Origin of the sequence: Chryseobacterium sp. RLHN22, from assembly GCF_051011795.1 — a bacterium.
In the GTDB taxonomy this organism is placed as follows: Bacteria; Bacteroidota; Bacteroidia; order Flavobacteriales; family Weeksellaceae; genus Chryseobacterium; species Chryseobacterium zhengzhouense.
This window is the reverse complement of sequence record NZ_JBPCHW010000007.1, coordinates 1-16,119: the sequence shown is the minus strand read 5'-3', so window position 1 is coordinate 16,119 and position 16,119 is coordinate 1. Positions and strand designations below refer to the sequence as shown.

The 16,119-nt window shown below is 35.0% G+C and carries 15 protein-coding genes; 6 read left to right on the top strand and 9 right to left on the bottom strand.

The genetic code is table 11. From position 1 onward, the window contains the following. Nucleotides 1-5: 5 nt before the first annotated feature. From ACR1PN_RS08795 to ACR1PN_RS08770, 6 genes are all read right to left on the bottom strand, one after another. Nucleotides 6-587 carry a TIGR00730 family Rossman fold protein gene (locus ACR1PN_RS08795; protein WP_433979734.1) on the bottom strand — a complete coding sequence of 194 codons (582 nt, stop codon included), beginning with the start codon at nucleotides 585-587 and terminating at the stop codon, nucleotides 6-8. 4 nt (nucleotides 588-591) lie between these two features. Next, nucleotides 592-1,059, bottom strand: a complete 468-nt coding sequence (locus tag ACR1PN_RS08790; RefSeq protein ID WP_433979733.1) for a hypothetical protein — start codon at nucleotides 1,057-1,059, stop codon at nucleotides 592-594. 125 nt (nucleotides 1,060-1,184) lie between these two features. Continuing rightward, on the bottom strand, nucleotides 1,185-1,610 hold the full coding sequence (gene tnpA / locus ACR1PN_RS08785) for an IS200/IS605 family transposase (RefSeq protein ID WP_433979732.1): 426 nt from the start codon (nucleotides 1,608-1,610) through the stop codon (nucleotides 1,185-1,187). A gap of 272 nt (nucleotides 1,611-1,882) precedes the next feature. Beyond that, nucleotides 1,883-3,328 (bottom strand): aminoacyl-histidine dipeptidase, encoded by a 1,446-nt coding sequence (locus ACR1PN_RS08780; protein WP_433979731.1) that lies wholly within the window; start codon nucleotides 3,326-3,328, stop codon nucleotides 1,883-1,885. Between the two features lie 131 nt (nucleotides 3,329-3,459). Then, entirely contained in the window at nucleotides 3,460-3,951 is a 492-nt protein-coding gene (locus ACR1PN_RS08775) for a hypothetical protein (RefSeq protein ID WP_433979730.1), read from the bottom strand. Between the two features lie 57 nt (nucleotides 3,952-4,008). Beyond that, nucleotides 4,009-4,614, bottom strand: a complete 606-nt coding sequence (locus tag ACR1PN_RS08770; RefSeq protein WP_378182024.1) for a hypothetical protein — start codon at nucleotides 4,612-4,614, stop codon at nucleotides 4,009-4,011. Nucleotides 4,615-4,779: 165 nt separating this feature from the next. On the opposite strand from ACR1PN_RS08770, the gene recR reads away from it, so the two are divergent. Then, entirely contained in the window at nucleotides 4,780-5,391 is a 612-nt protein-coding gene (recR, locus tag ACR1PN_RS08765; RefSeq protein ID WP_378182021.1) for a recombination mediator RecR, read from the top strand. Between the two features lie 3 nt (nucleotides 5,392-5,394). Beyond that, nucleotides 5,395-6,231, top strand: coding sequence for a glycosyltransferase family 2 protein (locus ACR1PN_RS08760; protein ID WP_433979729.1), 837 nt, complete (start codon nucleotides 5,395-5,397; stop codon nucleotides 6,229-6,231). A gap of 50 nt (nucleotides 6,232-6,281) precedes the next feature. Here the strand turns inward: ACR1PN_RS08760 and secG are convergent, their stop codons facing one another. From secG to ACR1PN_RS08745, 3 genes are all read right to left on the bottom strand, one after another. After that, entirely contained in the window at nucleotides 6,282-6,629 is a 348-nt protein-coding gene (secG, locus tag ACR1PN_RS08755; RefSeq protein WP_378182015.1) for a preprotein translocase subunit SecG, read from the bottom strand. A 124-nt stretch (nucleotides 6,630-6,753) separates the two neighbouring features. Then, nucleotides 6,754-8,799 carry a M16 family metallopeptidase gene (locus ACR1PN_RS08750; protein ID WP_433979728.1) on the bottom strand — a complete coding sequence of 682 codons (2,046 nt, stop codon included), beginning with the start codon at nucleotides 8,797-8,799 and terminating at the stop codon, nucleotides 6,754-6,756. A gap of 54 nt (nucleotides 8,800-8,853) precedes the next feature. Beyond that, nucleotides 8,854-10,167 (bottom strand): M16 family metallopeptidase, encoded by a 1,314-nt coding sequence (locus ACR1PN_RS08745; RefSeq protein WP_433979727.1) that lies wholly within the window; start codon nucleotides 10,165-10,167, stop codon nucleotides 8,854-8,856. 173 nt (nucleotides 10,168-10,340) lie between these two features. On the opposite strand from ACR1PN_RS08745, the gene ACR1PN_RS08740 reads away from it, so the two are divergent. The 4 genes from ACR1PN_RS08740 to ACR1PN_RS08725 all read left to right on the top strand — a co-directional run bounded on the left by ACR1PN_RS08740 (nucleotide 10,341) and on the right by ACR1PN_RS08725 (nucleotide 16,061). Beyond that, a complete protein-coding gene (locus tag ACR1PN_RS08740) occupies nucleotides 10,341-12,194 on the top strand; it encodes an ATP-binding protein (protein ID WP_378182006.1) in 1,854 nt (617 codons plus the stop codon). Next, complete coding sequence (locus ACR1PN_RS08735) at nucleotides 12,195-12,563, top strand: response regulator transcription factor (RefSeq protein ID WP_433979726.1); 369 nt, start codon at nucleotides 12,195-12,197, stop codon at nucleotides 12,561-12,563. Nucleotides 12,564-12,692: 129 nt separating this feature from the next. Continuing rightward, the gene (locus ACR1PN_RS08730) at nucleotides 12,693-15,029 is read left to right on the top strand and encodes an ATP-dependent helicase (protein ID WP_433979725.1); all 2,337 of its coding nucleotides are present in this window, start codon (nucleotides 12,693-12,695) and stop codon (nucleotides 15,027-15,029) included. A gap of 207 nt (nucleotides 15,030-15,236) precedes the next feature. Beyond that, nucleotides 15,237-16,061 carry an alpha/beta hydrolase gene (locus tag ACR1PN_RS08725; RefSeq protein ID WP_433979724.1) on the top strand — a complete coding sequence of 275 codons (825 nt, stop codon included), beginning with the start codon at nucleotides 15,237-15,239 and terminating at the stop codon, nucleotides 16,059-16,061. Nucleotides 16,062-16,119 lie beyond the last annotated feature (58 nt).

The following is a 16,119-nucleotide window of genomic DNA, read 5'->3' as shown; positions in this document are numbered from 1 at the left end:
ATTATTTAAATTTCCTCCTTAGAAATCCATTTTCCGACGGTCGGAGCCTGATAGTTTTTCATTTTTTCTAAAAGCTCACCAATATTGTCACTCACTAAAAGCATTTCCTGATTGATTTGCTTTAAAAATCCTTTATCAACCATGGTCTGAACCATCTTCATTAAGTCATCATAAAATCCGTAAATGTTCAGAATCGCAATTGGTTTTTTATGAAGTCCGAGTTGTGCCCAGGTAATCATTTCGAAAAATTCTTCCAAAGTTCCGTAACCTCCGGGAAGAACAATCACACCGTCTGAAAGCTCATTCATCTTGGTTTTTCTTTCGTGCATAGTTTCCACTAAAATCAGTTCGGTAAGATTGGTATGTGCAATTTCTTTAGACTGTAAAAAATGAGGAAGAACGCCAATTGCCTTTCCTCCATTCTGAATCGTTCCATCTGCAACAGCACCCATTAAACCCACATTTGCTCCGCCATAAATTAAACGGATGTTTTCCTTTGCTAATGTTTTTCCAACCCAATAGGCTTGTTCTTTATAAATTTCTTCCGAACCAAAGCTTGACCCGCAAAATACAGTAATACTTTTCATTGTTTTAAATTGTTTTTGTCCATTTTATTTTAACCGCGGACATTATTTCCAGTTCTAATCTAACATCTGATAAAACTTTAAACTCATTCTTTAAATAAAATTCTAAAGGAGATTTATAAAACTCCCCATTGATTTTTTTATCATTGTTATGGTCGATTACCCAACCGTTAAGCTCAGTTTTATTTCGTTTCAGCTCATTTAACATTTTGGTTCCCCAACCTTCCCCGTGAATATTTCCTGAAAGGATAATCGCAAACCAAATTTCGCTATCTCTTATAAAAGTAATTGCCCAACCATGAATTTCTTCATTATCTGTTAAAAGGAAATGATTGACATTATGGAGTTTTTCAAGATAATTTTCAAAACCTTCCAAGTTTTTGTAAGCCAGCTTTTCCGGATATTCGTTATTCCATAATTGCAGAATTTGCCGTTTTTGTTCGAGGTCGAGGCGATTGTTGGTTATGATTTTCATGAGGAATTAGTTTATCATTTTTATGGTGTGTTTTAGCACATTAATGTAATTTAGTTTTATCATTCAATAGGGGTGGGCTTCAGCCCACCGACAAAATTAAATTTTCCATTGGCTTTAGCCAAAATTTATTCAAAATTGTATTTCTCCATAAAATCCTGATATTCTTCGTCAAAAGTCTTTTTCTGATGATGTGTATTTTGATTTTTAATATAATTTCTTACTTGTTCGATTTTTGATTCGGAAACGGAAACCGCAAAATATTCATCTTGCCATGCAAATTTTTCTTTTGTTAAACAATTTTTATTAATCCAATAAGATGATTCGCCTTTTATAAGTTGAACAATATTTTCAATGTTTTGATTTGAACCTAATGAAATTAAGCAATGACAATGGTCAGAATATCCGTTGACCATATCCAGAAAAATACCTTTTTCAGAAGCATTATCTTTAATATGTTTCCAAACTTTAATTCTTTGTTCTAAAGTAGCAAAATATGGAAGTTTATTTTTTGTAGAAAAGACAATATGGATGTAAATTTTGAGATAAGACATTTGTGTTGTTTTTTTCAAAAGTAGAAATTATTTTTAAGTTTTGGCTAAAGCCAAAGGATTGTCTTTTTATTATAAACGGGCTAAAGCCCGTTCCTATTGAATCATATTGTGATTTTTATTAATTATTGTTTTGTCGGTGTTTTTGTATTCAATAGGGGTGGGCTTTAGCCCACCTACATAAAATGAATTAATCGATTGGCTTTAGCCAAAACCTATTAAAAAAATATCCAAAATCAAATGACTTTGGATATTCAAAACAATATTTATAATCCCTATTTAAAAGGGATATTTGCTAAAATATCTTTAGTGAAAGCCCAGAATTTCTGGGTCGAACTGATATTTGCTTTTTCATCAGGAGAGTGTGCGCCTCTGATGGTTGGACCGTAGCTTACCATCTCCATTTCAGGATAATTGGCTCCGATAATTCCGCATTCCAGACCGGCGTGACAAGCAACAACATGAGGTTTTTCGCTGAATTTTTCAACATAGATTTTTTCCATCAGCTGAACGATTTCAGAACCCGGTTTTGGTTTCCATCCTGGGTAAGAACCGCTAAATTCTACGTTCATTCCTGCTAATTCTGCTACAGATTTCAATTGTTCTGCAACAGAATCTTTTGACGATTCTACAGATGATCTTGAAAGGTTTAGTATTTTTAAACCGCCTTCTTTTAATTCAACTCTTGCCACGTTGTTTGATGATTCTACCAGATCCTGTACATCAGGACTCATTCTGTAAACACCATTATGCAATGATTTTAAAACTAAAATAATTTTCTTTGAATCTACTTCTGAAAGAGCTTTCTCAGAACTTGTCGTATTTTCGATGTTGATTTGAAGAGCAGGCTCGATAGAAGCAAATTCTTCTAAAATCTGTTTCTTCAGTCCGTTGGTTACATGTTCAATGAATTCCTGAGCATTTCTTACCGAAATAATGGCAAAAGCTTCTCTCGGAATTGCATTTCTCAAGCTTCCGCCATCAATAGAAACCAACTGGACATTTTGGTTTTCCAAAGCTTTATACAAGAATCTGCCTAAAATAATATTGGAATTCCCGAAACCTTTGTGAATATCCATTCCTGAATGTCCTCCCTGTAAGCCTTTTACTTCAATTTTTACAAACTGTCCGTTTGCTGCTTCAGTTTCGTAGTTCTGAGTGATGGTCACATCAATTCCTCCTGCGCAGCCGATGTCAATTTCATCATCTTCTTCGGTATCAAGATTTAATAAAATTTGTCCTGTTAGTTGTCCCGGTTTTAAACCTAAAGCTCCTGTCATTCCTGTTTCTTCATCAATCGTAAATAATGCTTCCAGGTCAGGATGCGGAATGTCTGAGCTTTCAAGAACTGACATAATCGTTGCTACACCTAAGCCATTATCAGCACCTAAAGTTGTACCTTTGGCTTTAACCCAGTCTCCATCAATTTCCATCTGGATTCCCTGAGTTTCAAAATCGAAATTGACATCATTGTTTTTTTGGCAAACCATATCCAGATGCGACTGCATGACAATCGATTTACGGTTTTCCATTCCAGGAGTTGCCGGTTTTTTAATAATCACATTTCCTACTTCGTCAACTGTAGTTTCCAGTCCTAAATTCTCACCAAATTCTTTAATGAAAGCGATTACTTTTTCTTCTTTTTTAGAAGGTCTCGGAACTGTATTTAAACGGGAAAAATTTTTCCAGATAATCTGCGGTTCTATATTGGATAATTCCATAAAATTTATTTTTATCAAAATTACAAAATAAAAAATGCTCCCGAAATTCAGTAGCACTTATTTTTGCTTATTGCTTATTGCTTATTGCTTATTGCTTATTGCTTATTGCTTATTGCTTATTGCTTATTGCTTTAGCATCCGCATTCGCCATAAATTGGCATCGATGTCTTGCTTCCGTCAGGTTTTTCAATCGTTAAAGTGCCTTCAAAAAGCAAAGCTTCTTCATGCTTGATCTTTTTACCTTTTACTGAAATTTTATAATTCTCATTTTCTATTTCCTTCGTCAGTTCTTCATCGACTTCCATGTCGCTGGATGAAATAAGATTCATAGCTAATCTTTTTCCGTCAAGCATCATATAAGCTGTTTTCCCTGCATCATCGGCGTAAATGTATTTTTCGTTTTCAAAATCTGCTTTGTTCTTGGCAAAATAGCAAGAACATTCTTTGATTTCTTTTGGAAAAGGAAATGTATCAACTGCAATATTGGCACTTTGAACATCCGTTTTTGCAGAATCTTTTACAAAAGCTGTAGAATCTGTTTTTGGAGAATCTATAATAGTTTCTTTATCCTTTTTGCAGGCAATAACTAAGAATGCTGAAAAGAAAATGATTAAATATTTCATTTTTTATATTATTTAAAATTAAGAAAAAAGCAAAATGCAGATCGCTAAAAGTAGTTTTTATCCTCTTGCTCTTTCCAAAAGAACCATCATCAATAAAGATAAAACAACCAAACTTTCGTCTTCATCATCAATATCAATCAAACGGTCTAATTGGAATCTTCTTCCAAAGAACGAAGGCATTTTTTTTAGTCTGAAATATTCTTTTCCGTCAATTCCTTTTACCGTGTACGAAGGATTTAAAAAATATCCGGTAAACATCCCGATGATTGGGATTTCACCTACCATTCCGTCGAAAAATTTTACCCAGGCGTTATCTTCTGTAATTGTGAATTTCTGCTGATCTGCTTCATCCAAGACATTGTAAGTAGATTTCCATATAGAGCGTACACCTTTTCTTGCTAATCTTCCGAAGTTTTTTGTGTTGAATACATCTTTGATAGAATATGACGCATTGAAATCAATCCATTGGTTTGCCTGAATTCTGAAGAGTTCTTTTGTCTTGCTTTCGTCATTAAAAACAACCACATCTTCTTTCAGTTTAAACATTTTCTGACGAACGTATGCTACATAATTCCCGTTTCTGTCTGTAATGTTGAAATCGCTGGCAAGCGTTGTGATTTTAAATTTAAAATCCAGCGGATAGTTTAAGTTGTTAAGTACCATTTTAGTTTATTTTCAAGTTTATATTTTGAAAGGTAAATTTAAATAATTCTAGACTTTTAAAATCATTTAATTGTGAATTTAAAAAAAATCTTTAGTTATCAAAAATCATACCTCATTACCTGCTTTTAGATTTATTTTACAAGTTTAATGCGTATTTTTGTAATTATGGATTATCCAAGTAAAGTATTGGCAAAAGCAGTAGAAGAAATTTCCGGACTTCCGGGAATTGGCAGAAAAACGGCTTTACGTTTAGCGCTTCATTTGCTGAAACAACCCAATTCGAGAGCAACAAATCTGGGAACATCACTCATTAATCTGGTTAATGAAATAAAATATTGCAAAGAATGTCATAATTTTTCAGATTTTGATATTTGCGAAATCTGCAGTAATCATAAGCGAAATGATGATGTAGTTTGTATTGTAGAAGATGTTCGTGACGTGATTGCAATTGAAAATACAGGAAAGTATACCGGGAAATATCTTATTTTAGGCGGGAAAATTTCTCCAATGGAAGGAGTAGGACCAAACCAATTGAATATTTCGAGTATAGAAAGGAAACTGAATGAAGGCAAAGCGAAAGAGCTTATTTTTGCCTTAAGTGCAACCATGGAAGGTGACACAACCGCTTATTATATCTACAAAAAGTTTAAGAATTTTGATATTAAATTTTCAAGTATTGCAAGAGGGATTTCTGTAGGCGATGAGCTGGAATATGCAGATGAAATTTCTTTAGGGAGATCAATAGTGAATAGATTGCCTTATAACGAAAAGGATTAGAAGATGGTAAAACTTTCTGTGATTATCGTTAATTATAATGTAACTCAACTTCTTAGAAACTGTCTGTTTTCTATTAAAAAATATTTAGAAAATGTCAGTTATGAAGTCATTGTGATTGATAACAATTCAACCGATTCTTCGTGGAAAAATCTTATTTCTGAGTTTCCTGAATTTCATTTTATTGCTTCCGAAACGAATGATGGTTTTGCTAAAGCCAATAATAAAGCCATTGAATCTGCTAAAGGCGAATATCTTCTGATTTTAAATCCCGATACGGAAATCGAAGGTTTGTATATGAATGAAGTGTTGGATTTTGCCGATTCGAAACCTAAATTTGGATGCTTAGGAGTGAGAATGCATGATGCAAACGGTGTATTTCTTCCTGAAAGTAAGAGATCGGTTCCGGATATGTTTAATTCTTTCGAGAAACTGTTTACAAAATTTAAAAAAAATACCTCAAAGTCCTATTACAGAAACGATATCGGAGAATTTGAAATTGCTGAGGTTGAAGTAATAACCGGAGCATTTTTTCTGATTAAAAAAGCTGCTTATAATAAAATAGGTGGTTTAGACGAAAAATATTTTATGTACGGCGAAGATATCGATATTTGTTACACTTTGCTGAATCACGGTTATCAAAACTATTATTATGGTAGAGCTTCCATTCTTCATCATAAAGGAGAGAGCACAATAAAAGATAATGTTTATCTGGAAAGATTTTATGGGGCAATGCAGATTTTCATCGATAAATATTACAAAGAAAGCAAACCTTTACAGTATTCTTTTCTGAAAGCTGGTTTAAAACTCAGACACAAAATCGAACAAATCAAACTGAAATAAGAAAAGCAACTCAATGGAGTTGCTTTCATTTTATCTTAAGTAATAATTGCTTATTTAGAAGCCGGAACGCTTACCGGAGCTGAAGTTTTAGTAGAAGCCGGAGCCTTTTCTGCAGGAGCTTCAGTTTTAGCCGGTGTTGGAATAGGGGCTGCTGTTTGCTTAGGCTTACCTGTTACCACAACACTTATCAAAATCAGAACGATGATTACTGTTCCAAGGGTCCATGTAGATTTTTCCATAAAATCATTGGTTCTCTGTACTCCGAACTGTGCAGAAGAAGCACCTCCGAATGTACTCGAAAGACCTCCGCCTTTCGGGTTTTGAGCCATTACAACGATTACCAATAAAACGCTGGCAATCATAATTAGAACCATCAATAGTGTAAATATAGTATCCATTAATTCTGATATCTTTTTGAATGGGCAAATTTAATCTTTTTTTATCGAACAACAAAATAAGATTTACGCTAAAAATAAAAAACGGCAGCAAAAGCCACCGTTTTATCAAAAAATATATAAATTCTTATTTGAAGTCAGAATCTTTAGCCTGGTTTACCTCGTAAGATTTCACTTTCATCACCATTTCCATACCCATCTGGTTTACGGTAATGGTGTAAGGCATTTTCACACCAGAAACATCTTTGTAATCAGCAAAAGTTGTAGGAACAGTAAATGTTTGCCCTTGCGCGCTTACAGTTTCTGTTTCTCCTGTTTTAAGACCTGTTTTTACACTGTAGTAATAAGCTTTATCACCAGATTTGATTGCGTAAGAATCTTCACCGTTGATTTTTTCAATTCCTGCTAATTTGTAATCTGCAGATTTTGCAAAACCTAATTCCTCGAAAAGTTCAGTGTTTTTCAAATTGTCAGCAATTTCTTCTTTAGTCATTTGAACTTTTTGTCCCATTTGCTCAGAATAACCTGTTTTTCCGTCAAAAACCTGTTTTTGAACTGTCATTCCACCAGCAGAAATTGTTTGAAGCTCTTTTCCTCCTTGCGCTTTAACAATTTTAAAATCGAGGTTCTGCCCTTGCATAGACATTGATGCGTTGGTAGTGTAAGAATTTATTTTAGCCAAATTAGCTTTGCCACCAATTGCATTAATATATTTATCAACAACAGAAGCCACAGTTACACTTGCATCAACTTTTTGAACTGTTGGTTTTGCTACTGGATTTGCATAAGCATCGTAATATTTTACAGGGTAACCTAATTTTTCCAATCCTTCAGAAATATCAGAAGCTTTACCAGCGATGAAAATTCTGCTCTGATTAGGCAAAATAGTAGCTTTCACGGCATTAGAAACATCAGCTGCAGTTACTTTATCGATAGATTTTAAATAATTGGTATAAAAATCAGCAGGTAAATCCTGAACTTTTTGGTTAACAGCAAATCTTGCAATGGTTGCAGGCTGCTCTAATGCCATAATGAAGCTTCCTTTCAATTTTGCCTTAGCATTTTCAAGTTCATCTGCTTTTACTGTAGAAATTCCATTGATTTCGTTCATGAATTCTTTTACTGCTTTGTCAGTAACCTCATTTCTTACACTTGCTTCAGCAGAGAAAGAAGGAGAATATTTGCTTGCGCTCATATCGGAATAAGCACCGTAAGTAAATCCGTTTTTTTCACGCAGGTTCATGAAAAGTCTGGCTTCTCCACCACCACCAAGAATGTAGTTGGCAATTGTTGCAGGGAAATAATTAGGATCCTTCATTTTCAATGTATTCAGGTTTCCTACAGAAACTACTGACTGTACTGCAGAAGGAACATCTACTACATTGATCTCTGTTTTAGCAACATTTGCAGCAGGTTCTAAAGCAGGGAATTTTGTATCTGCTTTTTTCCAGTTGTTGAATGCTTTTTCAACCATTGGCTTTACCTGATCAAATTTTACGTCACCTACAATCACAAGATATGCATTGTCCGGAGCGTAATATTTTTTGTACACATTCTGAACATCTGCAAGCTGAATTTTATTGATTGATTCTTCTGTTTCAAATTCTCCTCTTGAAGTATCTTTTCCGTAAGCTAATGCATTTGAAACTCTTGAAGCGATTGCATCTGCGCTCTTCTCTGAAGATTTTAATCCTTCAATAGCTCTTTCTTTAGATTTTGTAATTTCATCAGCAGAAAATTTAGGATTGATAATGGCATCAGCCATTAAATTCAAAACTTCAGGGAAATATTTCGAAAGGGAGTTAGAAGAAGCTCCTGCAGAAGAAAAATTTAAGTTAGCTCCTAAAAAGTCTACTCTTTTGTTGAAAGCGTCTTTGCTTAACGTAGTTGTTCCGTTACCAAGCTGATCTGCCATGATTTCGCTTACTCCGGCTACAGGACCTTCAAAATAAGGTTGTCTGTCCATAGAAAGGCTCACGTTTACTCTCGGTAATTTGTTGTTTTCAACCACCATTACGGTTATCCCGTTTTTAAGCTGGAAAGTTTTAGGTTTTGCAATGTTGATGGCAGGAGTTGGTCCCGGTTTTGGCATCGCATTAAGGTCAATTTTTTGTGCAGAAAGCATTCCTGAGAATAAAAATGCTACGGCTATATAGGTAAATTGTTTTTTCATTGTAAAAAATTTAAAATTTATAATCATATCTAAAACACGGATGTCTTTATACGATTATTTTTTTTCAGGTAAGTAATTAAGGATGATTCTTTGGTTAGAATTTAAATACTTTTTAGCCGCATTTTGTAAATCCTGCTTGGTGATCGATTTGTAAATGTCGATTTCCTTGTTGATAAGATTTGTATCTCCCATCAATACATGGTTTGTAGCCAATGAAGCAGCAATTCCCTGAATGCTTGAGTTTGCATTTACAAACTGATTTTCAAACTGATTCTGAAGCTTTTGGTAATCTTCATCAGAAATTAAAGTCGTCTGAAGTTTTTTAATTTCAGCATCGATGTCTGTCTGTAAAGTCTGCTTCGTTGTAGCTCCCATTGGGATTGCAAAAAATGCAAAAATACCGTAATCTTCAAGACCTTGATTGAAAGCCGCTACTTGAAGCGCTTTTTTCTCCTGATCTACCAATTTTTTATATAAAACTGAAGATTTCCCGTTACTTAAATATGAAGAAAGCATATCTAGAATATATGCATCTTTCTCTTTGTTACCCGGCGTTCTGTATGCGAAAACATAAGCTGGAAGCTGAATATTCGGATCATAAGCTGTTACTTCTTTTTCTTTTGTAATTGGCTCATCTTTCGGGAAGTTTTTAGGATAAATTGTTCCTTTCGGGATGCTTCCGTAGTATGTTTCAATCCATTTTTTTGTTTGCTCAGGTTTGATGTCTCCTGCTACAACCAATGTTGCGTTGTTCGGAACGTAATATTTTTTATAGAAAGCCTGAAATTCTTCTAATTTTGCAGAATTCAGATCTTCCATAGAACCGATTGTTGACCAATTGTACGGGTGTTTTGTGAAAAGGTTTTTCTGTACGTTTGTGAACAGATTTCCATAAGGCTGGTTATCCATTCTCAGTCTTTTCTCTTCTTTTACAACTTCTCTCTGAGTATCTACCCCGATTTGGTTGATGATACCATGACGCATTCTTTCTGCCTCCATCCAAAGACCTAACTGCTCGTTGTTTGAGGGGAAAGTTTCGTAATAATAAGTTCTGTCGTTTGTAGTGTTTGCATTGTTCTGTCCGCCATTCGAAGAAACAATTTTAAACCATTCTCCTCTTTTGATATTTGGAGTTCCTTCAAATAAAAGGTGCTCAAAAAAGTGTGCGAAACCAGTTCTTCCCACTACTTCATCTTTTGCTCCAACGTGATACATTACACCTGTTGTAACTACCGGCGCAGAATTATCCTGATGCAAGATTACATGTAAACCGTTTGGTAAATCATACTCTTCAAATTTGATTTGCTGTGCATTAAGCATCACTCCGAAAAAGGCAGCCGCTGCAGCACTAAGAAGTCGTTTTTTCATAAATAGAAATTGTTTTATCAATGAGTGTCAAAAATACGTTAATTGTTACATTAACAAAATAAAAAAGTTTATTCTGTAAACAATTAAGAATATTTGTTAAAAACTTATGTGGTATTTAAAGTTATCGTGAAGTTTAAAATAACATCTATTTTTGCAGACTGTAAACCGTTGAAATGGAAAATTTTTTACATCATAATATTTCACAGGACTCACTGTCTGTTTTATTTAGTAAAGCACCTGTCGCAATGTCACTGGTAATCGGGGATGAGTTTATTATTAATAGTGCAAATCCTCAGATTCTTGAGCTTTGGGGACGTGATGAATCAGTTATCGGAAAGCCATTGTTTGAGGCACTTCCCGAAATAAAATCTCAAGGATTTATTGAAATATTTGATCATGTTTACAAAAAAGGAGAAACATTCAACGGAAATAGATGGTCTGTTTTTCTGCAAAAATATGGAAGTTATGAAGAACATTTTTTCAACTTCATATACGCGCCTGTCTATAATGATCATCAAAAAATAATAGGAGTAAGTATTGTGGCTACAGAAGTTACGGATCAGGTAGTTTCGGAGCAAAAGCTGAAAGAAAGTGAATACCGTTTTGAGGATCTGATTAAGCAGTCAGACTATTCCATAGCAATTTATCGCTCGGAAGATCTGTTGATTGAGCTTGCTAATGAGCCGATGCTTAAAACCTGGGGTAAAGATAAATCTGTAATTGGGATGAAGCTTGAAGATGCCCTTCCTGAGCTTGAGGGACAGCCGTTCATAGGTATTCTGAAAGATATATTCAGAACCGGAAAAACATATACTGCAACAGAAGATAAGGTAGAGCTTGTTGTAGATGGTAAACTCCAGACTTTTTATTATAATTTTTCTTATAAACCTTTAAAGAACTCTGCTGGAGAAGTGTATGCCATTCATAATATGGCGGTAAACGTTACCGATCTGGTAGAAGCAAGAACAAAAATTCAGGAAAGCGAAAAAAAATACAGAGATCTTGCTGACTCGATGCCGCAGTTTGTATGGACGTGTGATAAGAATGGCAAGATAACGTATATGAATGATAGTTGGTATAAATATATGGGATTCAGTAAAGATGATGATGTCAACGAAGCGATAGAAAAAATTATAAAACCTGAAGTATATCCTGAAGTCCTGAAAGTTTGGGATGAAAGTGTCAAAACAGGAAAGCCGTTTGAAGTGGAATATGAATTTTTGGATCCTCAGAACCCTGATACATACAGGTGGTTTTTAGGAAGAGCTGTTGCTAACATAGACGAAAAAGGAGAAATAAAACAATGGATTGGAACATTTACAGACATTGATGACTTTAAACAGCTACAGGCACAGAAAGATAATTTTCTCGGCATTGCCAGTCATGAACTCAAAACACCGCTTACAAGTCTTAAATTATACACTCAATTTATTGAGCAAAATCTTAATAAGCAGTCTGATACCAGAAATGCCGAGGTAGCAAGGAGAATGAATCATCAGATCGATAAATTAACAGATTTAGTCAACGATTTGCTGGACGTCACAAAAATTCAGAAAGGAAAGATTCAGTTAAATGAATCTGAGTTTGATTTTGATCAGCTGGTGGATGAAATAATTGCCGAGCAGCAAATGACAGCAAGACACAGAATCTTGTTCAATCATTATAAGATAGGAGATGTAACTGCCGATCGTCACAGGATTTCTCAGGTAATGAGCAATCTTATCAGCAACGCTATTAAATATTCTCCTGATGCAGATAAAATTGAGGTTTCAACAGATTTGCAGGATAATACAATTAAATTCAGCGTAAAAGATTTCGGTATAGGAATTCCGGAAAATAAACTGCAGAAAGTTTTTGAACAATATTATCGGGTAAATGAGACGAAAGAACATACATTTCCCGGCTTGGGACTTGGTCTTTTTATTTCATCAGAAATTATAAAACGAACGGGAGGCAGAATTTATGTTCATTCTATTGAGGGAAATGGGTCTGAGTTTTGCTTCGAAATACCTAAATTTAAAATATAAATGTCTACTTCTGCACAAGTTTTAGTTTTGGATGACAGTCCTGCCATTGTTGATTCTATCGAAATGATGATGGAATTTGAAGGCTTAACGATATCTAAATTTTACAAAGGATCAGATATGCTTAATGCTTTAAATTCACAACCAAAACCCGATGTTATTTTAATGGATATGTGGCTTTCGGGAGAAGACGGAAGAGATATTAGCCGTACAATAAGAGCCGATGAGAACCTTCGCGATATTCCGGTATTAATAATGTCGGCAAGCAGAGGATTAGAACAGTCTGCACTGGATGCGGGAGCCAATGATTTTATTGCAAAGCCATTTGATATGGGAGATATGATAGCCAGAATACGTACTTATATAAAGTAATCATCATAAATTTATAAAAAAGATTTTCTTGTAATTTAATTGATAATAATGCTATTCAATAAGAGTTTTAATCTGAATTTGAATTCTCCTTATAATACACTAATTTTGTATTCCTAATTTTTTTGCAGTATGGAGGATTATTTGAAAGGACTGAATGAATCACAATTTGAAGCGGTTACGACGTTACAGGGGCCATTAATGGTTCTTGCGGGAGCGGGCTCCGGGAAGACACGTGTTCTTACGATGCGTATTGCTCATTTGATTACCAATGGAATAGATCCTTTTAATATTCTTGCGCTTACCTTTACCAACAAGGCGGCGAAAGAAATGAAAGAGCGTATTGCAAAAGTTGTAGGACAAAGCAATGCGAAAAGCCTTTGGATGGGAACTTTTCACTCGGTTTTTGCAAGAATTTTGAGAAGTGAGGCTCACTATTTAGGATATCCTTCCAATTTTACGATTTACGATCAGCAGGATGCTTTGAATGTGCTTAAAAAAGTTATTAAAGATTTAAATATTGATGGTGATCTTTACAAGCCTAAAAAAGTATTAGCAAGAATTTCGAATTATAAAAACAATCTGATTACGGTAAGAGCTTATGAAAATAATCCGGAATTAATGGAGGCTGATGAAAAAGCCAATATGAAATTCATGGGGAAAATTTATAAGAAATATGTAGAGGAATGTTTTAAAAATGGGTCAATGGATTTCGATGATTTGTTATTGAAGACCAATGAGCTTTTAACAAGATTTCCTGAAGTTTTGGCGAAATATCAAGATAGATTCAGATATATTTTGGTAGATGAGTACCAGGATACGAACCACTCTCAGTATTTAATTGTAAAAGCTTTGGCTTCGAAATTCGAAAATATCTGTGTGGTCGGAGACGATGCACAGTCGATTTACTCGTTCCGTGGAGCGAATATTTATAATATTTTAAATTTTAAAAAAGATTATCCGGAAGCCGTAACCGTTTCTCTGGAACAAAATTACCGCTCGACACAGAATATTGTAAACGCAGCCAATGTTGTTATTGCCAAAAACCTTCAGCAGTTCAAGAAAAATGTTTTCAGTGAAAACGAAGAAGGTGAAAAAATAAAAGTATACCGTTCGCTTTCCGATGCTGATGAAGCCAATTTCGTAGCCGGAAATATCTGGGAACTTCACAACCGAGAGCAAAGGAAATTCAGCAATTTTGCGATTTTATACCGTACCAATTCACAAACCCGTGCGTTTGAAGATGCTTTAAGACGAAAAAATATTCCGTATAAAGTTTATGGCGGTTTGTCATTCTATCAAAGAAAGGAAGTTAAGGATTTGTTGGGTTATTTGAGACTTTTGGTCAATGAAAATGACTCTGAAGCTTTGATGAGAATCATCAATTATCCGGCAAGAGGAATTGGCGAAACTACTCAAAACAAGTTGATTGTCTTTGCTGATGCACAAAATCTTTCGGTTTCTAAAGTTTTGGATAATCTCCCGATTTATGCACCGCATTTAGGTTTTAATAATGGTGTGATAAACAAGCTGAGCGATTTTTGGTCGATGATCAAAGCATTTCAGGTTTTGCTTAAAACAGAGACTGCTTATAATGTTGCAATGGAAGTGGCTAAAAGAAGCGGCTTGATTAAATTTTTAAAAGACGACCAGACTCCGGAAGGTATATCAAGGGTAGAAAACGTTCAGGAATTGATGAACTCGATGCAGGGTTTCATTGAAGAACAGATGCAGATCGAAGACGGAGACCCGAGTTTACCGAATTTCCTTGAAAATATAGCCCTTTCTGCCGATACTCAAGATAAAAAGAATGGTGACGAAGATATGGTTTCTTTAATGACAATTCACTTGTCAAAAGGTCTTGAATTTCCTGTCGTTCACTTGGTAGGATTAGAGGAAAATTTGTTCCCGAGCTTTATGAGTTCGGCAACCAGAGAAGACCTTGAAGAGGAGAGACGTTTATTTTACGTTGCTTTAACAAGGGCCGAAAAACAGGCATTTTTTTCATACGCAGTTTCCCGTTTTCAATGGGGAAAAATTACGGATGCTGAACCTTCACGATTTTTAAGTGAGGTCGATGATCAGTTTATTGAGTTCCTGAATCCGGCAATGGAAGGACGATTTATCAACAAATCCGGAATCAGTTCCAATATTTTTGATGAGCACCCTTCAGAAGTGAGAAGCTTCAAAAAAGTTGAAAAGAAAACAATTTCTAAAAGCGAAAACGACAAGCCGATTGCTGAACCAAGAAAACTAAAACCTGTAAGTACAGCAAAAATCATTAATCCGAGCGGAGCTTCTTCTCAGGATATTGAAGTGGGAGACAAGGTAAGACACGATCGTTTCGGAATTGGGGAGGTTGCCTTCTTAGACGGAACAGATCCACAAAATATCAAAGCCAAAGTTGTTTTCTTGCATGAGGGCGAGAAGAATCTGATTTTGAAGTATGCTAAACTGACGAAGATTTAAAAAAAAATATAGTCCAACAGATTTTGCGGATTCTATAGCTGATTGCGTAAAATTAAGATAGCCACGAATGCACGAATTTGATATTTTGTTATTAATAAAATCTTCATTAATTCGTGCATTCGGGGCAAATAAAATCTGTAATTTGAAATAAAACTTAAACTGAATTGTCTGTGGGATTTATTTCAATTAAACTCCAAAATATTCAAAATGAAAAAAATTCTTTTTATACTCTTTCTTAATTTAATTTCAATCCAAATATTTGCGCAGGATTATAAAACCATCAGCAATATTCATTATTACGATGAGAAAACGAATAGATCTGATGCATATATCAATGAAAGATGTGTTTTGGATGTTTATATTCCTACTAATATTAAAAAATTTCCAACCGTAATCTGGTTTCATGGGGGCGGAATTACAGGTGGAGAAAAAGATATTCCCGAAGAATTAAAAAGCAAAGGAGTGGCCGTAATTGGAGTTAATTATCGCCTTTCTCCAAAAGTAAAAGCTCCAAAATACATTGAAGATGCCGCGGCTGCAACAGCCTGGGTTTTTAAAAATATTAAAAATTATGGCGGAAGCGAAGAATTAATTTTCATTACAGGTCATTCTGCGGGTGGTTATCTTGCATCCATGGTTGGTTTGGATAAATCGTATTTGAATAAATACCAGATCGACGCCAATAAACTGGCGGGAATTATCCCTTTCAGCGGACAAATGATTTCGCATTTTACGACAAGGAAAGAAAAAGGAATTGATGAATTAGATGCAAGAATCGATGAAATGGCTCCTCTGCATTTTATCCGTTCCGATGCATCACCCTTGCTTCTTATTACCGGTGACCGTGAAAAAGAGCTTCTCGGAAGATATGAAGAAAACGCTTATATGTGGCGAATGATGAAGCTGAAAGGTCATAAAGAAACAGTTCTGTATGAATTGGATGGTTTTGATCACGGCGGAATGGCTCATCCGGCGTTCCCATTGCTTTTAAATGAAATAAAAAGAGTTGAGAAACTTAAAAATAAAAAATAATTTCTGATACCGTTTCGGGGGGGGGGGGGGGGAGGGGGGGAAAAGGAAAAGCCGGGTT